Annotated in this window: 18 protein-coding genes and 2 pseudogenes; 9 read left to right on the top strand and 11 right to left on the bottom strand. The window is 59.8% G+C overall.

The window, feature by feature from the left end; genetic code table 11:
* Window positions 1-41: 41 nt before the first annotated feature.
* Window positions 42-1346, bottom strand: coding sequence for a PQQ-dependent sugar dehydrogenase (locus tag JQ633_RS01530; RefSeq protein ID WP_249158777.1), 1305 nt, complete (start codon window positions 1344-1346; stop codon window positions 42-44).
* Between the two features lie 41 nt (window positions 1347-1387).
* Window positions 1388-1861: a DUF2231 domain-containing protein gene (locus JQ633_RS01525; protein WP_249158685.1), complete on the bottom strand. Its 474-nt coding sequence runs from the start codon at window positions 1859-1861 to the stop codon at window positions 1388-1390.
* A gap of 144 nt (window positions 1862-2005) precedes the next feature.
* Here JQ633_RS01525 and JQ633_RS01520 point away from each other — a divergent pair, with 144 nt between their 5' ends.
* The gene (locus JQ633_RS01520) at window positions 2006-3217 is read left to right on the top strand and encodes an MFS transporter (protein WP_211981607.1); all 1212 of its coding nucleotides are present in this window, start codon (window positions 2006-2008) and stop codon (window positions 3215-3217) included.
* 199 nt (window positions 3218-3416) lie between these two features.
* Here the strand turns inward: JQ633_RS01520 and JQ633_RS01515 are convergent, their stop codons facing one another.
* Window positions 3417-3671: a hypothetical protein gene (locus JQ633_RS01515; RefSeq protein ID WP_211981605.1), complete on the bottom strand. Its 255-nt coding sequence runs from the start codon at window positions 3669-3671 to the stop codon at window positions 3417-3419.
* 246 nt (window positions 3672-3917) lie between these two features.
* Between JQ633_RS01515 and JQ633_RS01510 the strand changes: the two genes are divergently transcribed.
* Window positions 3918-4808: an SDR family oxidoreductase gene (locus tag JQ633_RS01510; RefSeq protein ID WP_211981603.1), complete on the top strand. Its 891-nt coding sequence runs from the start codon at window positions 3918-3920 to the stop codon at window positions 4806-4808.
* Between the two features lie 316 nt (window positions 4809-5124).
* The gene (locus JQ633_RS01505; protein ID WP_211981601.1) at window positions 5125-5493 is read left to right on the top strand and encodes a response regulator; all 369 of its coding nucleotides are present in this window, start codon (window positions 5125-5127) and stop codon (window positions 5491-5493) included.
* 30 nt (window positions 5494-5523) lie between these two features.
* Here the strand turns inward: JQ633_RS01505 and JQ633_RS35495 are convergent, their stop codons facing one another.
* From JQ633_RS35495 to JQ633_RS01475, 6 genes are read right to left on the bottom strand one after another with little or no spacing between them, the layout of a single operon-like run.
* Window positions 5524-7131 carry a response regulator gene (locus JQ633_RS35495; RefSeq protein WP_211981595.1) on the bottom strand — a complete coding sequence of 536 codons (1608 nt, stop codon included), beginning with the start codon at window positions 7129-7131 and terminating at the stop codon, window positions 5524-5526.
* Window positions 7128-8894 (bottom strand): ATP-binding protein, encoded by a 1767-nt coding sequence (locus JQ633_RS01495; RefSeq protein WP_211981594.1) that lies wholly within the window; start codon window positions 8892-8894, stop codon window positions 7128-7130. The genes JQ633_RS35495 and JQ633_RS01495 overlap by 4 nt, the downstream gene beginning before the upstream one ends.
* Window positions 8895-8898: 4 nt before the next feature.
* Entirely contained in the window at window positions 8899-9882 is a 984-nt protein-coding gene (locus JQ633_RS01490) for an ATP-binding SpoIIE family protein phosphatase (protein WP_211981592.1), read from the bottom strand.
* Between the two features lie 4 nt (window positions 9883-9886).
* The gene (locus tag JQ633_RS01485; protein ID WP_211981590.1) at window positions 9887-10288 is read right to left on the bottom strand and encodes an anti-sigma regulatory factor; all 402 of its coding nucleotides are present in this window, start codon (window positions 10286-10288) and stop codon (window positions 9887-9889) included.
* The gene (locus JQ633_RS01480; RefSeq protein WP_211982730.1) at window positions 10272-10661 is read right to left on the bottom strand and encodes an STAS domain-containing protein; all 390 of its coding nucleotides are present in this window, start codon (window positions 10659-10661) and stop codon (window positions 10272-10274) included. The genes JQ633_RS01485 and JQ633_RS01480 overlap by 17 nt, the downstream gene beginning before the upstream one ends.
* A 2-nt stretch (window positions 10662-10663) precedes the next feature.
* On the bottom strand, window positions 10664-11566 hold the full coding sequence (locus JQ633_RS01475; protein ID WP_211981588.1) for an STAS domain-containing protein: 903 nt from the start codon (window positions 11564-11566) through the stop codon (window positions 10664-10666).
* A 464-nt stretch (window positions 11567-12030) separates the two neighbouring features.
* On the opposite strand from JQ633_RS01475, the gene JQ633_RS01470 reads away from it, so the two are divergent.
* The 4 genes from JQ633_RS01470 to JQ633_RS01455 all read left to right on the top strand — a co-directional run bounded on the left by JQ633_RS01470 (window position 12031) and on the right by JQ633_RS01455 (window position 14582).
* Complete coding sequence (locus JQ633_RS01470; RefSeq protein WP_211981586.1) at window positions 12031-12216, top strand: DUF2934 domain-containing protein; 186 nt, start codon at window positions 12031-12033, stop codon at window positions 12214-12216.
* Window positions 12217-12544: 328 nt separating this feature from the next.
* Window positions 12545-13576 (top strand): glycosyltransferase family 4 protein, encoded by a 1032-nt coding sequence (locus JQ633_RS01465; protein WP_211981584.1) that lies wholly within the window; start codon window positions 12545-12547, stop codon window positions 13574-13576.
* 103 nt (window positions 13577-13679) lie between these two features.
* Window positions 13680-14195 carry an inorganic diphosphatase gene (locus JQ633_RS01460; RefSeq protein ID WP_211981582.1) on the top strand — a complete coding sequence of 172 codons (516 nt, stop codon included), beginning with the start codon at window positions 13680-13682 and terminating at the stop codon, window positions 14193-14195.
* Between the two features lie 138 nt (window positions 14196-14333).
* On the top strand, window positions 14334-14582 hold the full coding sequence (locus JQ633_RS01455; RefSeq protein WP_211981580.1) for a DUF6894 family protein: 249 nt from the start codon (window positions 14334-14336) through the stop codon (window positions 14580-14582).
* A 48-nt stretch (window positions 14583-14630) separates the two neighbouring features.
* On the opposite strand, the gene JQ633_RS01450 is transcribed toward JQ633_RS01455, so the two are convergent.
* Window positions 14631-14840, bottom strand: coding sequence for a hypothetical protein (locus JQ633_RS01450; RefSeq protein ID WP_349631501.1), 210 nt, complete (start codon window positions 14838-14840; stop codon window positions 14631-14633).
* A gap of 413 nt (window positions 14841-15253) precedes the next feature.
* Window positions 15254-15439 (bottom strand): annotated as a pseudogene (locus tag JQ633_RS35075) (hypothetical protein); the annotation flags it as partial.
* Between the two features lie 396 nt (window positions 15440-15835).
* Here JQ633_RS35075 and JQ633_RS01440 point away from each other — a divergent pair.
* Window positions 15836-16281 (top strand): annotated as a pseudogene (locus JQ633_RS01440) (hypothetical protein).
* Complete coding sequence (locus JQ633_RS01435; protein WP_211981576.1) at window positions 16278-16742, top strand: hypothetical protein; 465 nt, start codon at window positions 16278-16280, stop codon at window positions 16740-16742. Before JQ633_RS01440 ends, JQ633_RS01435 begins: the two are co-directional and overlap by 4 nt.
* Window positions 16743-17966: the final 1224 nt, after the last annotated feature.

Genomic DNA, 17966 nt, shown 5'->3' with positions numbered 1-17966 from the left:
CGGCACCAGCCTCGCGCGTGCTTGGGAACGCCGACGAGCCGTCAGAGCCGGCCCGAAGCGGTCACACGCCAAACCTTGTTGCCGACGTCGTCGGCGATGAGCAGCGCTCCCGATTTATCGACCGCCAGTCCCACCGGCCGGCCGCGCGACTTTTCATCCTCGCTCAGAAAGCCGGTCACCACATCCTGCGCAGGCCCGCTCGGATGTCCATCGGCGAACGGCACGTAGATGACCTTGTAGCCGTTGAGCTGCGGCCGATTCCAGCTACCATGCTCGCCGATGAAGGCACCGCCGCGGTAGGACGATGGAAGCTTGTCGCCGCTGTAGAAAGCGAGCCCCAGCGGGGCGACGTGCGAACTCAGCGCGTAGTCCGGAACGATCGCTTTCGCAACAAGATCGGGCCGTTGCGGCTGCACCCGCGGATCGACGTTCTGGCCGAAGTAGCTGTAGGGCCAGCCGTAGAACCCGCCGTCCTTCACCGACGTCAGATAGTCCGGCACCAGATTTGGACCAATCTCGTCGCGCTCGTTGACGACGGTCCATAGCGCACGGCTTTGGGGCTCGAAGGTCAGGCCATTCGGATTGCGCAGCCCGCTGGCGAAGATCCGCCAGCGGCCGGTGGCGCGATCGACCTCGAGGATCGCAGCCCTGTTCTTCTCGGCCTCGATGCCATTCTCGGTAATGTTGCTGTTGGAGCCGACGCCGACGTAGAGCAATGCGCCGTCCGGGCTCGCCACCAGGCTCTTGGTCCAGTGATGGTCGATTGGGCCGCCCGGCAACTGCGTCAGGGTCTGACCCGACTCGGTGATCTTGGTCTCGCCATCGCGATACGGATAACGAATGATCGCGTCTGTGTTCGCAACATAAAGATCGTTGCCTACCAGCGCCACGCCGAACGGCGAATGGAGATGATCGAGGAAGACACTCTGCAGCTCCGGTTTTCCGTCGCCGTCACTGTCGCGGATCAGCGTGATGCGATTGCTTTCACCGGGATCGCCGCCGGAGGTCGCCCACGACTCCACCCATTTCATGATGAAGTCCTTTGGCCGCTTGATGGGCTCGGTTCCCGGCGCCTTGGATTCGACGACCAGGATATCACCATTGGGAAGCACGTAGAGCGATCGCGGATGCTGCAGGCCAGTCGCGAGTGCGTCAATCTGCAGGGATTCCGGCACTTTCGGTTTCTCTCCCTGCTTCCAGCCGATCACGGAGGCGACATGCATCGGCGGTATCAGATATTGCTCCAGCGCCGGTAAATCGGGACGCGCGCCGATTTGGGTCTTCGGGTCTGGCGCCGTCTCCTTGCTGCAACCTGCGAGGCACGCCCCAGCCGCTATCAGCGCCATCGCCAGTCCTATGCGCGAGGCATTGGTGGGATTGATCCGCATCAGTTCGCCACTCCGACACGATGACGGTAGACCATGGCCCAACCAAGCCAGCCCGTGCACAGCATGATGAGAACCGTCAGCACCGACAGAACCAGTCCGGTCGGCACGACCGATGTCCACGCGTCGCGGCTGTGGACGAAGGCATTGAAAAGCGCGAGCAGCATCACGATCGCATTGCCGGCCATATGAAACCAGGCATATGGCAGACCCCGGATCAGGCGGTTGCTCAAGAAATCGATCAGGCCGGCGAGCGCAGCGAAGCCACCCATGATCAGGCCCGCAAACAGCAGCCAGGCCGAAAAGTCGGCCCACATCATTTCGGTCGTCCGCCAGTACGCAATGTCAGTCGCCAGTGTACCGACGAAACATGCGATCGGAAACGGCACCAGCATCGGATGGATCGGGTGCGTGCCTATCCTTGCCGTCGAGACCGGATTGATCGATTGCGTTGGCACCGTGGCGATTTCGTGCATTTGCGCACCTCCGAAAGAGGTCTCAACGGTGCGCTCGGAGCGTGGTTCCTATGCCATCGGTTCCTAAGCACGTCGAGGCAATGCTGTTGCGGAAAAATATCGTGCGCGGCAGCGTCATTCGGCGACGACGCGCGTTCATGGAACATGGGCCGCCGGAAAACAAAAGCAGGCGCTGCCGCTGCACGGCTGTGGCCGCTGCTTGCGGTCAACTTCTTCATGGCGGACATGCAGTCCGGGATCGGACCGTTCGTTGGGATCTTTCTGCAGTTGCACGGCTGGAGCAGCGGCTTGATCGGGACTGCGATGACGCTCGGCAATGTCGCGGGTATGCTGATCACGACTCCGATCGGCGGGTGCATCGACACGACCAACCATAAGCGGGCATGGGTGATCCTGCCCGGCGTGGCCGTCGTGGTCGCGTCGGCCGTAATCCTGCTGTCGCAGACATTCTGGGCCGTTGCCCTGTCTCAGGTTGCGACATCGATTGCGGGGGCGGCTATCGTTCCAGCGGTCACCGGCATTACGCTCGGCATCGTTAAGCAGCGCGGCTTCAACCGGCAGAATGGCCGCAACCAGGCCTTCAACCACGCCGGCAACATGGTTGGTGCCGCTGCGTCCGGCTATCTTGGCTGGCAATATGGCTACGTGGCGGTCTTCCTGCTCGCGGCAATGTTCGGCGCCATCACGATCGCCTGCGTCCTGATGATCCCGCCCGACAGCATCGATCATCGCGCGGCCCGCGGCAAGGAGGAGGATTGGGAGAGCCAGCCGAGCGGCTTCACGGTACTGGTCAAGCATCGGCCGCTGCTGGTGCTCGCCGTTGCGCTGGCCGCCTTCCATCTCGGCAACGCGGCGATTGTGCCGCTCTACGGCCTCGCTGCGGTCGCCGGCGGCCAAGCCGATGGCCCAAGCTTCGTGGCAACCACGATCGTGATCGCACAGGCGGTGATGATCCTTGCGTCGATTGCCGGCATGCACGCAGCAGAGCGCCGCAACTACTGGATTGTCCTGCTGCTGTCGTTCATGGCGCTTCCCCTGCGCGGAGTGCTCGCCTTCTTTCTCTCCGGCTGGTGGGGCGTCGTGCCGGTGCAGATTCTCGATGGGGTTGGCGCCGGATTGCAAAGCGTCGCGGTACCGGGAGTGGTCGCGAGATCGCTGAGCGGATCCGGCCGTATCAACCTCGGACAAGGCGCGGTCATCACGGTGCAAGGCGTCGGCGCGTCGCTCAGCCCCGCGCTCGGCGGCTGGCTAGCACAATGGCTCGGTTACGGCCCGGCATTCCTCGTGCTCGGCGGACTGGGATTGCTATCGGTGGTGATCTGGGTGGTGTTCCGCCCGACGGTGCGGGAGTACTGAACGGCTTTCGAGCTAAGCGATTTGTCGAACGGCCATCTTGCTAAGTGGCTTTGGCCATTCATGCGCCGGCCGACTGTGGAATCGATCACCGTCTGATGCCCAATTCCGAAGAGTTCGCATCTTAGCGTCACCGCGGTTCAGGCAAAAAGAGGCCCCGCCGAAGCGAGGCCCCTATTCTTATGCTCTCAGCATTCGCGAACTAGTCGTCCCAGTCATGACCACGGATTACGACACCCCGGTCGCGATAGAAGTCCCGGTGATGATTGTACCAGCCGTGGTGCCAGCCGCGATCATGATCGCGATACAAGACCCGCGGACCGTCATATCGATGACCGTAGTAGCCGTGCCCGTAGCCATTGCCGATGTAGACACCCACACCCTGTGCGCTGGCGATGGTCGGCGCGGCGATCGAAAGTGCCGCAGCGGCGGCAAGAGCGAATTTCAGCTTCGTCATGATATCCTCCTCTCCAGTCCACCGAGCTAACGGCCGTCGTCCGCACATGTTGCAGGAACAGACGCGGAACTTTCCTGAACGTAAATTCAGCTTCATGACGATCGCTCCATGGTCTTCGTTTATCCGCGTTCCGAGCGAACAAACTTCCGGCGCCGCAACGCTCGCAATCTGAAAAGCCAGTTCATCCGTCCGGGCCGCTTTGGCCTCAGCGTTCGTGTCTCCTCCGGTCGCTAAGGAAACGAGCCAATGCCAGACCACGTTCTCGTCGACCCGACCCGCCGATACCCTAAACCACCGTTTAAAAAACAGGCTCAGCCATGGCCCGGCTTGGCTGGCAAAATGGAGCCGCCACCCGATCACGGCGAGACGAGCTATCAAGGCTCGGGCCGCCTCGCGGGTCGCAAAGCCCTTATCACCGGCGGCGATTCCGGCATGGGCCGAGCCGCAGCCATTGCCTATGCCCGAGAAGGCGCCGACGTCGCCATCAACTATTTCCCGACCGAGGAGCCCGACGCGCAAGAGGTGATCGCGCTGATCAGGAAAGAAGGCCGTAAGGGCGCAGCAATTCCGGGAGACCTGCGCGAGGAAGCGTTCTGCAACCAGCTCGTCGACCGCGCCATAAAGGAGCTCGGCGGCCTCGACATTGTGGTCTGCAATGCCGCTCGGCAGCAGACGCGCGCGTCGATCCTCGACGTCTCGTCCGAAGACTTTGACGCGACGATGAAGACCAACATCTATGCGCCATTCTGGATCATCAAGGCGGCTTTGCCGCATCTGAAGCCGGGCGCCTGCATCATCGGCACTACCTCCGAGCAGGCTTACGATCCATCGCCGGAGCTGTATGACTATGCGCAAACCAAGGCGGCGACGATGAACTACGTCAAGTCGCTCGCCAAACAACTTGGCCCGAAGGGCATTCGGGTTAACGGCGTCGCACCTGGTCCGATCTGGACTCCGCTTCAGGTGTCCGGCGGCGCGACGATGGAAAAGCTGGAGAAATTTGGCGGCCAGACGCCGCTGTCCCGACCCGGCCAGCCCGCCGAGCTTGCGTCCATATACGTCCAGCTTGCTGCGGCCGACGCCAGCTACGCGACTGGCCAGGTCTATGGTTCGGCAGGCGGATCAGGACAGCCATAATCGGCGACGACCGCAACCAAACTCGGGAACGATCCACTGCAAAGGCGGGTGGCTCGCGTTCGGGCCGCTTCTGACGTGTGAGAGCTCAGGAATTGCGTTCATTCTCCCGAGGCGAGGAAATAGCCATGCGGCAGCATGGGACTGGGTGGATGCCTACCCTTCGAGAAACCCTTTTCGGACATCGACGATTGCCACTGTTCCACATTTAACCTGCAATGAAGACATCAAGCTTAACGAAAAGATTTGCGTGCAACACGCGTGTATCCAACTAAGCTGAATTGAGTTCGATTTCTCCGGTCCAAGGTTTTCGTTCGAGATGACAGGGACAACCTATTCTGTTTTAGTCGTTGAAGACGAGACGATGATCAGGATGATGCTCGTCGAGATGCTCGAAGAGATCGGTCATACTGTCATCGGCGAGGCAGCTCACCTGGAACAGGCAATCGATCTGGCAACTGGTATCAACTTCGACTATGCCGTCCTAGACATCAACCTTGCCGGCAGATCAAGCCTACCGGTGGCGCAGATAATCAAATCGCGCAAAATCCCGTTCGTTTTTTCGACCGGTTACGGGGCGGATGCAATTCCAACCGAGTTTGCCGATAATCTTGCGGTGCGGAAACCGTTCACACTTGAAGCGCTCCGTCGAACCGTTCATAGCCTCATGACAGGCGCGAACGCTTAAACCATTGATCGGCCGGCGGCTGACCTTTGACTAAATCTGCTCAATATTGGAGCCGTCAAGCAAAGAGCGCACTGCAGCGGCAAACTCAGCCGGCCTGAACGGCTTACGCAGCAGCATTGCTTTTCCCACGGCCTCCTCAATGGCCGACGTGTCGGAATAACCGCTGACAAAGAGAATTCTCAGGCCAGCAATCAACTGCCGAGCGCGGATCGCAACTTCTGCACCATTTGCGCCAGGCATTCCAAAATCCAGGACCAGCAAATCCGGATAGAACTCGTTCAACAGCTTGAGCCCCTCCTCTCCGCTTGCGACGTCCCTCACACCGTAACCGAGATCGGAGAGCACGCTCGACATAATCTCGCGGACATCCGAATCGTCATCTACGATCAATATTGCTTCGGTGCCTCGCGACACATCGCTCGGATCAACACTCTCGCTTTTGGCTTCTGCGCGCGCGACGGGTAAAGCGATGCTAACGCGCGTGCCTTCGCCCACCGCTGTATCAATAGTAACGTCCCCACCAATCTGCCGAACGATGCCGTAGACCTGAGAAAGTCCAAGCCCCGTGCCCTTTCCGGGCGGCTTGGTCGTGAAGAATGGATCGAATGCCCGAGCAACGACCTCAGGCGGCATGCCGGTCCCGGTGTCGGCCACTGAAACAATCACCCGCTGCTTGCTGTTCCCATCGACTCTGGTCGATATCGTCAGCGTCCCTCCATCAGGCATGGCGTCGCGCGCGTTAATGGACAGATTGAGAATGGCAAGCTCGAGCTGATTGGCGTCAGCCAAAGCGTGCGGCAACCCCTCCAGCAACTCGGTCTTGACTGTGATTGCAGCCCCCAGTGTCTGATTAACCAGATCACCCATGCCTGCGATCAAGGCATTCAGATCGACGGGAGCTGTCGCCAACTTCTGCGTCCGAGAAAAAGCGAGTAGTTGCGCGGTGAGCTTTGAGCCCCGCTCTGCCGCTTTGAACGCATGCTCTGCCTGACGCACGATGCGCGGGTCAGAGGCGCGCATACGGATCATGTCCAGATTTCCGACAACGGCAGTCAGAAGATTATTGAAGTCGTGCGCCAGTCCGCCGGTCAACTGGCCGATGGCCTCCATCTTCTGGGATTGCACGAGCGCGGCTTCGGCGCGTTCGCGCGCCTCGATCTCGTTCTTCAATTTGAGGTTTGCTGCCTCAAGATCGGCTACGCGATCCCTTATGCGCTGTTCCAACGTCGCGTTAAAGGCGCGCATCGAATCTTCGGCGGAGCGGATTCGCAGGAGCGCATTGACTGCTGCCGCCAGTTCAAGCGGCTCGGCCGGCTGAACAAGATAGGTATCTGCACCGGAATCGAGGCCGCGGGTCCGGTGAACGGACGTCGTAAAGGTGGACGACGTCATCAGCACCATGATGTCCGGCCACTTCTTCTTGATGAAGGAGCAGACGTCATAGCCGGTGATGTCAGGGAGCTCGACATCAAGCAGAACAATCGGCGGGCGCTCAGCCTCGATCACCCGAAGCGCCTCCGCGCCAGTGCGCGCTTCAATGACGGTAAACCCATGTTCTTGAAGATCTCGCGTCTTCACGTAACGAGGTGCGTCTTGGTCGTCGACGTTGACAATGACAATGTTTCCGCGCTCGGTCACGATGCCCCCTGAGTTGCGTCGCGAAGGAAGAGGGAAACGTTTTCGCGAGAAATGGTGTTTTTCGAAATGACGCGGGTGCCCGCCGGGAGCCTTGCCTTCAGCTCCGCATTGACATTAAGCGACGTCGACACGATGACCGGCGTTACGCTGGTCCGGCTGTCGGCACCGAGTTCTTGCAGGACGGTAAATCCGTCCACCGTCGGCATCTGTAGATCGAGAATGATGACATCAGGTTGCTGCTCGCGCGCAACCTTGAGCCCGTCGTCACCGTCAATGGCTTCAAGGAATTCATAGCGAGGTTCATTGCTGATGATCTGACGCATCACATAGCGAAACGTCTCGTCATCATCGATGAGGAGCACCCGTTTGCGGGCGTTATCCGCTGCCCGCTGTGCGCGCAACGGATCCCCTCGCTCGGGCGGGATCGAGAGCGTAAAGACCGACCCCTGCCCTAGCACACTCTCGAGGATCAACTCACCACCTAACAGCTCGGCAAGCGACCTAGACAGCGGCAGGCCCAACCCCGTGCCTTTAACACGCTTCTGGATCTTTGTATCGACCTGAGAAAACTCCTCGAATATTCGCCTATGATCCTGTGGTGCGATACCTATTCCGGTATCCCGCACCGAAAGGTTGACGCGCCGCGCCGCGGCGTCGAACGATGCAGTTACCCTCACTTCGCCCTGTTCAGTAAATTTGAGGGCGTTGGAAATGAGATTACGCAATATCTGCGTAACCTTCGCCTCATCCGTGAAAAGATTTGGTACCTTGTCCGGAATATCGAAGATCAACTCGACTGCGTGCCCCGTCAGTAAGGGCTTCAGCGCGCCGCGTAAGCCGCCGAAAAGCTCCCCAACTGTGAAAGCCGACGGCTTAACATCGACCTTACCGGCTTCGACCTTGGCGAGATCGAGCAAATCATTGACGAGCTCAAGCAGGCTCTCGGCCGAACGACGGATATAGCCGACTTGCCGCTCCTGCTCTGGCGTCAGATCACCGTCGATCCGGTCGAGTAACAGCCGGGATAGCGCCAGTACCGAGTTGAGTGGTGTGCGGAACTCGTGGCTCATGTTCGATAGGAACTTCGTCTTTAGCTCACTAGCATGTCGAAGCTGCTCTGCCCGTTCGTCCAATTCGGCGTACAGCGCGACCACGCCTCGATTGGTATCGCTTAGCTCCTGGTCGAGTTGCTTGCTCTCCTCCTCCTTGCGGCGAATTTCGTCGAGGCTCTGCAACAGCTCGCGATTTTGCTGCCGAAGAACTTCGAGCGGATCGGACGAACTATCCCGCTTCAGCGTGGCAGACGCATCGCCGAGTTTGGCCCGGGTGATTGCAGCGGCACGATCCGGCAATACGTGGCCGACCTCCACGATCGTTCCTTTGCCGGGCTTCGACTCAATCTTGAAATGATCCATCAACCGGCGGGCACCGAGGATACCGAGTCCCATGCCGCTCTTTGATCGATACTGTCCGTCAAGAATGGTTTGGACATCGGCGATGCCCGGGCCCTTATCCGAGATTCGGACGTGAAAGACCTGAGGCATGGGAGTCGGGTCGAGGATGAACTCGGCGCGCCCGCCCCCGGCGTAGCTGAACGCGTTTCGAGCCAACTCAGAGACAGCCGTTGCTATTCGCGTTTGATCCTGCCGCTCGAAGCCCAATAGCTCCGCCAAGCGATGGGCCCGCTGACGCACCGTAACGACATCGGCTTCGTTCTCGATCGGGACTGTTACGATTGGCCAAAGCTTGCCGTCCGCGGTCATGTCCTCACCATTTGGCGACCAGCACAGTCGAATCGTCTCGGTGTCGGGTCAGGTCTCGATAAAGGACCGCGGCAATCAACGTCGGGTGCCGGGCGATCAGATTGGTATAACGCTCGAGCGTCCAAGACGAAACGATTCCGTCGGAATGCAGGATCACGAGGCCGGCCGTGAAGGGATAGTCGAAGGCTTGGATCTTGCGCACATTATGACCGGCCGTACCCGGCATCGAGACCATGCGTCGCAGGTCGCCATTGCCGAAAATGACCCCGGCGACGTTCCCCACCCCCGAATAGATCACCTTGCCCGCTGCGGGCTGAAGGCGCGCGACGGAGACGGCTGCTCCCCGGGTAGCTCTGAGCCCGCCGTGGATGTATTCGAGCAGCACGGGCGCACGGTGACCGTTGAAACGGTGAAATAGCCGAACGGCCTCGACCGCGGCCTCGGCCGCTTCCGGTCCATGGCCGAGCCCATCCGCAACCAGGAGGGTGGTTTCCTCAGGTCCGACCGCGACCCCCCAAGAGTCACCGCACACGTCCTCCCCGGGTTTCGGCACGGACACCGCGCCAATTTGGGCGGCATCGATTGATCCGTTCGGTTGGCCGGGCCTAAGGCGCGCCAAGACCGCGGTGCCGCCGCCGGGCCATGACGCGACGTCAACGAAATGAGACTGGCGGGACACAGCGCCTAAGCCCTTTCCAGGCGTTCCAGCGGTCGAATATCCATCGGCCATGCAGGCAGCCACGTTGTGAATTCCTGGGCCCTTGTCGAGTGCGATTAGCTCGATGCCGCTATCCGCCCCGTCGCCATACGGGCCAACGAGAATTTCGCCGCCTTTTCCATGCTTGAGAATGTTGGTCGCGAGTTCGGTCGCAACGAGCGCCACCCTCCCTGTATCGGAATCGCCGAACCCTTGGCGCTGCGCCATCTCTGTCGCTTTCCGCCGCGTTTCGGATACCTGGCTCTGGTCCTGCACGGCGAGAGAAATCATGAGATTATTTCCAACGCGCGATGGTCACTTTGGTGCCCTCGCCTGGCTTAGAGTGGATGAAAAACTCGTTGGACAGCCTCCGGGCCCCTCCCAATCCCAGTCCCATACCCTTGCCGGACGTAAAGCCGTCTTTCATCGCGACCTCGACGTCTTGGATACCAGGCCCTTGGTCCTCGAATGTCAGCCTTACGCCATGCCTGCCAGCGCCTTCGATTAGCTCTGCCAGCACGAACCCGCCGCCGCCATAGTCCAGCGTATTTCGTGCCAGCTCGCTCGCAGCCGTGATGACTTTCGTCTGATCGACTAGGCTAAGACCAGCCTTGAGGGCAAGTGTGCGAGTCAACTGACGAACGCGCACGACGTCATCCGAGGTCCGGATATCGAGCCGCTCACTGCTCAACGTCATCCTCTTCGGATTCTGTCGTCCTGAGCCGCGCCTTAATCAATTCCATGCCGCGTTCAACATTGAGTGCGGTCTTGACACCAGTCAGCGATAATCCGAGCTCGACCAGAGTGATCGCAACTGCCGGCCGCATTCCGACTACCACAGTGTCCGCGTCAAGAATACGCGAGACAGCCGCTATATTGTCGAGCATGCGGCCAATGAAGCTATCGACGATCTCGAGCGCTGAAATATCTATGAGAACACCCTTGGCGTTATACTCGACGATCTTGGCGGTCAGATCTTCTTCCAAGGCAGTGGCGAGACGGTCATGCATGTCCACCTGAATTGTGACAAGCAGCGCATTCCCGAACTTTAGGATTGGGATGCGGTCCATCGTCACTGGCCCTTTTCGGACAGCTTCGCATGAGCCCCAGAGCCGCTAACCGAGTTCTTCAACCTCGTCACTGCACGTCCAGTGCGCTCGAGCGCGACTGCAAGCGCATCGGCTAAAGTTGCTTTGGAAACTACATTCAATTCGACGCCCAAATGAACCATGGTCTGGGCAATCTGCGGCCGGATACCACTGATGATACAATCAGCGCCCATCAATCGGGCCGCAGCGACGGTCTTGAGGAGATGTTGCGCCGTCAGCGTGTCGACAGTCGGAACACCCGTGATGTCGATAATTGCGATTTCGGCTTCCGTATCGACAATCGTCTGAAGCAGATTCTCCATTACGACTTGGGTTCGCTGGCTATCCAATGTACCGATCAGAGGCAGTGCGAGTATGCCGTCCCACAACTTGACGACCGGAGTCGATAGCTCGGCAATTTCACGTTGTTGCCGAACGATGACCTCCTCTCTACTCTTTTGGAAGACCTCAAGTGTGTAGATGCCGAGCTCGTCGAGTAATAACGTCGTTGACCAAGTCAATTCAGCGGCTTGAGTTGGCGATAGCGTCGTATTGCGATTGAGAGCATTGAACAACGGCTGCTTCAGCGAGAACACAAAAGTCGCTGTCTCCCTGGGCGAAAAGCCTTGAAGCGCACGCGAGCGGGAGATATCGCCGAGAAGCTGCCTAGCCGGACCATAGGCCGGATTAGCCGCGTCATTGCCGCCCTTGGCGAGACCGTCCCGTAGCAAGTGCAGGAAGTCCCTTGACTGGGACAAGAGCTCACCCTCGGTGATCCGGCCGGTTTGAAGGCTGCCGGATTTCTTCTGCAGACCGACCCATTCGGGCAAAATGGTTTGCTCGTTGTTACCGACCAATTCAGCGACGGTGCCTACATTCGCAGCCATTGCAATGCTCCCCAAGGCTTGATTTTCAAGATTTATCCGGCGCCGGAACTGAAGGCAATGGCCGGTACGGGAAAGTCCAACCCAAGGGCAGACCCTGAGCGATAGCTTTCTCGTTCGTATGCTAACATGGGTTAATTTCCGTACTGAAGCCTGGGAGTTCGCATCTGCCCGACGCAAGAGTTGCCATCGCGCCAAACGCCGAAGGGCGCCCGCCTCATCCGCGTTGAGTTTCACTTTGAGGCCCACAGTGCGGCCATCATGCCTTGTTGAGACCGCCGGCCGAGAGCTGGGATCGCGAAGAAGCAGATTTGGACCGCATCAAACCGCTTCGCGATCAGTTGCGGCACGGGACCTTGCGCACGGTATCGCCTCGAAGTCGTCTATCGAGTTCTGTCCGAGGGCCGCATTGGAACCCGCCGGTCAGACTTTGCGTTTCCGATCATCCTCAACGCGGAAGACCACGAATGACGAATCCTCGAGACGATGAAGTTCGCCAACGCGCCCATGCGCTTTGGGAATTGGCAGGTCGGCCTGAGGGCCGCGAGCAGGAATTTTGGCACGAGGCTGAGCGCGAGCTCAAAAGCAAGGCGTCGTCCTCCGACGACCCCTCGATCAACGCCGACGAGAAGTCGGGTACCTTTACAGAATAGCGTCGGCCAACGTGATGACCATGCCGCAATACAAATCGGAGCTCATCACGGACGCCGCTCTTATGTCAGCCAACAAGGTGCCGCCAGGTCGGTATGACGGTTTCGCTGGTTGGACCTTGCCCTTCAAGCCTGCCGAGGAACTGACAAGCCATAGGATTGCTTATCTTGAAGAACTTTCAAAACACGGATGTTGACGCTGCTGGAAAGCCTCATCTCTCAATTGGCCACGATGAGCGCTAGGCCCAATTGGACGCTCTGGGCGATTGCCGAGTTACTCTCTGCAGTCGCCGTGCTTGTTTTTTGTTGGGCCCGGTAGGGACGATATGCGGTGCGGATAGCCCAGCTTGCCCCTCTTGCCGAGAGTGTCCCACCAAAGCTCTACGGCGGGACTGAGCGTGTCGTGGCTTGGCTTGTGGATGAACTTGTCGACCTCGGCCACGACGTGACCTTATTCGCGAGCGGAGATTCCAAGACCAAGGCTCGGCTTGAGGCGGTGTGGCCGCGGGCGTTACGGCTGGGAGGAAAGAACAACGATCCGAGCGCCGCGTGCGCTATGTTGCTTGAAGCAATTGCGAAGCAAGCAAGCGACTTTGACGTCATTCACGCCCACGTCGACTGGCTCCCTCTCCCGCTCCTGAGCAGGCTCCGCGTGCCGTTCCTGACGACCATGCATGGACGGCTCGATCTGCCTGGGCTCGCGGCCTTGGTAAGAAGCTTTCCCAATGCGGGGTTCGTGTCGATTTCAGACCACCAGCGCCTTCCGCTGCCGAATGCAAAATGGCTGGGCACCATCCAACACGGGCTACCAGTCGATCTGTTTCGCCCTTCCCAAGAAAAAGGATCCTATCTTGCCTTTCTCGGTCGGCTAACCGTCGAGAAGGGACCTGAGGCGGCCATCCGCGTTGCGCGCGCCGCGCAAATGCCACTTCGCATCGCGGCCAAAATACCTCGAGCCGAGACCGCCTTCTTCAAGACACGGCTTCAGCCTCATATCGACGGCAAGAATGTGCAACTGATCGGCGAAGTCGACGACACAAAAAAGCAGTCCTTCCTTGCCGATGCAGCCGCTCTGCTGTTTCCGATCACTTGGCCCGAGCCGTTTGGCTTGGTCATGATTGAGGCAATGGCATGCGGAACACCTGTCATCGCGTACCGCTCCGGCTCGGTGCCCGAGGTGGTCGAAGACGGCGTGACAGGATTCGTGGTCGAGAGCGAAGAAGAGGCCGTCATGGCCATTCGCAAGTTGGACCGTCTGGACAGACAGACGGTGCGAGCCCGGTTCGAAGAACGCTTCTCCGCGAGCCGGATGGCAAAGGAGTACGAAGGCCGCTATCGCCTCATCGCAGCCGCTACAGCTTGAACCGCGGAAGGAAACACTACTGGCATTGCATCAGTTAGCATCGTGCATCCGGTGCTCGTCGAAATGAAGGCGCCTGAGCGCGCGAATGACGGAAGACCGATAAATGACTAAACTCCTGAAGTTGCCAACATGGGCGGACGACAAGAGGGTATTTGCTGTGGTCGAAACTCCTCGCGGCAGCACATGCAAGCTGGAGTTCGATCCGGAGCTTGGCGCGTTCACGTTGGCAAAACCTCTGATGGCGGGGCTCGGTTATCCCTATGATTGGGGCTTCATTCCATCGACGAAGGCGCCGGATGGCGATCCGCTCGACGTTCTGATCATCCATGACGCACAAACTTACCCGGGCGTAGTACTAAAATGCAGGCCGGTGGGTGTACTTGAAGTTGAGCAGAAAGCCGACGGCAAGACGGAACGAAACGACCGCCTCTTCGCCGTGCCGGAACGCTCTCCGGCCGAAACGGATCTGACGGACATCCGCCACCTCCCCTCGCGCGCTTGCGAAGAACTCGAGCAGTTCTTTCGTGCCACCAACGCCCTTGAGAACAAGCAATTGAAATTCCTGGGTTGGCGAGGACCTAACCACGCCATCAAGACTATCAAGCGATCGTCAAGGTAGCGGCGCAGTGCGAGGTGACATGGACAGATGGAGAAGCTGCTGCCAACCGGCACCAAGGCGACTGGCTCAAAGAATCGCCGCTAGGAACGCAGTCTCGCCGCCGGCTTTGACGCCTTGGCAGAACAATGAGCGTGTCCTATGCCTCGATACTACTTCGACCTGAGGGACCGTAATGGAACCGCCACTGACGAGGAGGGGATGGACCTGCGGGATCTGGAAGCTGCGCAAAACGAGGCGGCGCGGTCCTTGGGAGGCATGGCGCGGGATGCCGTGGCCTCAACCAACGGCAACGGGACTGAGCACATGGAGATCGCGGTCCGTGACGGCGAAGGCCCCGTGATGGTCGTCCGCTTTTCCTTTGAGATCAGTGCGAGAAAGAAGAGCTAGCTCGTCACCTGCAGCCGCAAAATCGCTCATCGAGGAGCTGCCTTGCTTCTAGGTCGTGGACTGCAGTCCGGGGTACGCCAGCCATTCGCTCATTTGCGCCGCAGTCTCCGCTTGCCGCGCAAGCCTGAGAAGCGCCTCTTTCTCGATACCGGGAGTCAGGGCAGCGGCTTTGCCGCGCAGCTCTGCAGCGCGTTGCAAGAGCCGCGCTTCGAGCGTATCGGTTTGCTTCACGCGACGCCGGATTTGTCCCATGAACATATCTCTCGCTCCCTGCCCGGAACGGGGACTCAAAACGGAATGGGGCGCAACGTTCCTATTCGGGTGCCTTCATTGCCGGCTCGACCTCAATGGCCGGCGGCCGTTGCTCGCCCGCTGCAGCTAGTGAAGGCCAGCGCGTAAGGCTCGGTGTCCTCGATCGGAGCATTCGAAGAGGTGGCTGCTCTCAAAGCAAAGACCCCAGCGCAGGGATCACGCTGGGGCCTTATCCAAGCGCCGTCCGTTCATTCAGCGCCTGGCGGCTCGACAACCGCGCGGGTCAGAAGCTGTTCCTATGAGCGGTGTTCGATTTCGCCGTGCCCTAAACGCTGCCGCAATGAAAGACCTCTCGCAGGTGGCGACCGCGAAGGCAGCGGGCGCCGCGCCGCGCTTCGCAAACCGCCCTCGCGCCTTTCTCAGCGTTTCGCAGGGGGACCACTCTTGTTGCCCGGCAGGCCTTTGATGTTCGAGGGATCCTGTTGCTGGACGTGCTGGTTTTGAGAGTTAGTGCCCACCGTGCCCTGACCCGGCGCCGGGCCGTTCTTGTTGCCAGCTGCTCCGCTGATGCCGGTCCCCGAATTTTGCGCGCTTGGAGAACTCGTCGCGCCGGTTGAGCTGGCTGCATCCGGTCGTCCGGGAGGCGTTGCGGCGGCTCCTGGCTTTTCCTGCGCGCCGACGTAGCCGGATTCTCCGGAGTTCCGGGTCTTGACGCCCTTGTCAGCTTCGCTTTGCTGGTTTTGGGCTGCTGTGGGTTGAACCATCGTCGGGGCCGCAGCGATGACGACGGTCGCAAGCGCGATAGCGTAGGTTCTCATGAGCATCTCCTCCAGGCTGCCCCAGACAAAACAACACGCTTCGCCGACCTGATTTCCTCGGGAATGAAAAAAGCCCCGGCGAGAGAGTCTTAACTTGACCAAGAGCTAGCGTTTCGCCGTTCCGCTGACGGCGACTTGACGCGGCTTCCCGGCAGCGACATTCGGCGCGATCATGGGCTCATCATGGCCCCGAAACACCACCCAACGCCCCTTTCCGGAGGCGACCGCAAGGCGCTCAAAAAGGAACTCTCGCGTGCGCGGGCGGTGACGACAATCTTGGCCCAGCGTGCCGCCGAGAAGCGCGCGGCTGGCGAGGCGCTGATCCGGGAGGCTGATGAGCTATCCTGCCAGAGCTGGAACGAGCGCATGTGGTCCGATGGCGGCCCGATCGACCCGTCACCCTTGATCGACCAGGCCATCAACGGCGGGCTATTCCTGGCTCGAGATACGCTGCTCCCGCTGCAAGACGCCGCGGGCGGTTGACCTCGCCGCCTGCCCCATGTCGCGACCACCTGCACCACGATCTCGCCGGCCGGCTGCGCTGCGAGAATTGCCGCAAAGCCGACAAGCGGCTCGCTGCCGAGTTGCTGCAGCTTTGGCAGCGCAGTCCGGTCGGAGACCAGACATGAGCGAGCTGACACGCCGGCGCGACATGGATTCTGCCCGCGAGAAGTGGAGCATCCTCTACCGTGACGTCTGTGTCGGTTCGATCGGACTTCGCTCAAGCGTGCACAACCGTGTCGATCAGTTGGAATGGAAATGCGGCTTCTATCCCGGCTGCGATCCCGGTCAACAGACCAGCGGCTCAGCCGACAGCTTCGGTCTGGCGCGAACGGCCTTCGAAGCTGCATGGCAGAGGCTTCTGCCTACTCGCGCGGAGGCGGACATTCAGGCTTGGCGCGATCAACAGAATTGGACAGAGCGGAAGTTCGCCCTGTGGACCCGTGGCGAAAGGCTGGCTTCTCAACAGCCATCATCGTTGATGCGCTGTCCCTGCGGCGCTTGCTTTGATAGCCACGTTCCAGCTGAAAACCTGATTCATGGGCCGCATATCTATGCTGAGCAGCCACGCGATGGAATGCGCCTGTGAAGTTGAAGGAAGACCGCCCCTACTTCGATCCTGAGAACCTGAGAAAGCGGCTCGCCGCCTCATGGAGCATGCGCGGGCGGTCGAGCCCGTCCAGGACGGCCGGATCTGAGTGCGGGGCGGGCTTACAGTACGCGAAGGATCAGGGTTGGCTGGAGATCCACGAGAGCGGAACATTCGTGAGGATGAAGCAAACCGCTATGCGAGCGCGGATACGCGCGAGATCGCGTCCCCGCATTTGCATATGTGAAAAGAAACAGCCCCAGCACCCTTGGAGGGCATGCTGAGGCCGAGAATTCCCGCGCCGCAAAATAACGGCCTGTAAGGGCTGAAAAAATCCGAAATGAAAATTACCTGCCCAGTGATCGGATGATAGACCGGATGCGGCTTTCCGAAATAACGCGTGTGAATCGGAACCCAAAAAATCGGCCCCAGCACGAAGCCAGGACCAGAAGTCCTTTGATGTCGGGTGCGATGCCCCCTCACCTGCTGTTAGAAGGACTTTGAGATTTACCATTTTCTCAACCACACAAAAAGAAACGGTCTCAGCATCCTTGGAGCGATGCCGGGGCCGCCTCTATGCTCGGGGCGTGACACCCCATCCGGCAAGGCCAGCATGGGCGCTGGGGATTGCCGTTTTTCCCGCCCCGTAATAAGCCGGAGTGCCTAGCCTAGTTCCGCCGGCTACGAGAGAGACGGACGCAGTTAGTGGGGACTCGATGCCGATCAACGGGACCAAGCCTTGGTCACCTCAGGATGACTTGGCGCTGATTGCGCTCACAAGGGTGGCTGGATTAACCCAGCGAGAGATTGCTATCCAGCTCGGCCGAACCGAAGCGGCCGTAAGCTGCCGGCTTACGTTGATCCGGAAGAACCCGTTAGCCAGGGCGAGGCGTCGCGCGACGAAGTGAAGCGCATTCAGCGCCTGCCAACTTTTTCATGGCGCGCGGCGCTCCCTGTCCGGGTGAGCGCAGCCATCTATCGACTTCGCATGCGGTTTCCGCTTGGCGGGCGCGTCGCAGATACAGTTCCCGCTGAGTGCATGGGGGTAATTGGGCTGCGGCCTGCCTAAAGCGCACGGCCTCGTCGGCCAACCTCTCCTCGAACGTTTGGGTATGTTTAACTCTGTTGCGACGCTTTCTGATGCGCGGTTCTGGCATGATGCTGTGACCTGGCGGCAATGGACCGGAAAGCGGCCCCAGCACTCTGGGGGCCGTGAGGCCAATG

The sequence above is a fragment of the Bradyrhizobium tropiciagri genome (assembly GCF_018130505.1).
Taxonomy (GTDB): Bacteria; Pseudomonadota; Alphaproteobacteria; order Rhizobiales; family Xanthobacteraceae; genus Bradyrhizobium; species Bradyrhizobium tropiciagri_B.
The sequence above is the reverse complement of the archived record's forward strand: the minus strand, read 5'-3'. Positions and strand labels throughout refer to the sequence as shown.

Coding starts and splice junctions, on each gene's coding strand:
- JQ633_RS01530 (WP_249158777.1), bottom strand. CDS start 1,346: ATGGCGCTGATAGCGGCTGGGGCGTGCCTCGCAGGTTGCAGCAAGGAG.
- JQ633_RS01525 (WP_249158685.1), bottom strand. CDS start 1,861: ATGCACGAAATCGCCACGGTGCCAACGCAATCGATCAATCCGGTCTCG.
- JQ633_RS01520 (WP_211981607.1), top strand. CDS start 2,006: ATGGGCCGCCGGAAAACAAAAGCAGGCGCTGCCGCTGCACGGCTGTGG.
- JQ633_RS01515 (WP_211981605.1), bottom strand. CDS start 3,671: ATGACGAAGCTGAAATTCGCTCTTGCCGCCGCTGCGGCACTTTCGATC.
- JQ633_RS01510 (WP_211981603.1), top strand. CDS start 3,918: ATGCCAGACCACGTTCTCGTCGACCCGACCCGCCGATACCCTAAACCA.
- JQ633_RS01505 (WP_211981601.1), top strand. CDS start 5,125: ATGACAGGGACAACCTATTCTGTTTTAGTCGTTGAAGACGAGACGATG.
- JQ633_RS01495 (WP_211981594.1), bottom strand. CDS start 8,894: ATGACCGCGGACGGCAAGCTTTGGCCAATCGTAACAGTCCCGATCGAG.
- JQ633_RS01490 (WP_211981592.1), bottom strand. CDS start 9,882: ATGATTTCTCTCGCCGTGCAGGACCAGAGCCAGGTATCCGAAACGCGG.
- JQ633_RS01485 (WP_211981590.1), bottom strand. CDS start 10,288: ATGACGTTGAGCAGTGAGCGGCTCGATATCCGGACCTCGGATGACGTC.
- JQ633_RS01480 (WP_211982730.1), bottom strand. CDS start 10,661: ATGGACCGCATCCCAATCCTAAAGTTCGGGAATGCGCTGCTTGTCACA.
- JQ633_RS01475 (WP_211981588.1), bottom strand. CDS start 11,566: ATGGCTGCGAATGTAGGCACCGTCGCTGAATTGGTCGGTAACAACGAG.
- JQ633_RS01470 (WP_211981586.1), top strand. CDS start 12,031: ATGACGAATCCTCGAGACGATGAAGTTCGCCAACGCGCCCATGCGCTT.
- JQ633_RS01460 (WP_211981582.1), top strand. CDS start 13,680: ATGACTAAACTCCTGAAGTTGCCAACATGGGCGGACGACAAGAGGGTA.
- JQ633_RS01455 (WP_211981580.1), top strand. CDS start 14,334: ATGCCTCGATACTACTTCGACCTGAGGGACCGTAATGGAACCGCCACT.
- JQ633_RS01450 (WP_349631501.1), bottom strand. CDS start 14,840: ATGTTCATGGGACAAATCCGGCGTCGCGTGAAGCAAACCGATACGCTC.
- JQ633_RS01435 (WP_211981576.1), top strand. CDS start 16,278: ATGAGCGAGCTGACACGCCGGCGCGACATGGATTCTGCCCGCGAGAAG.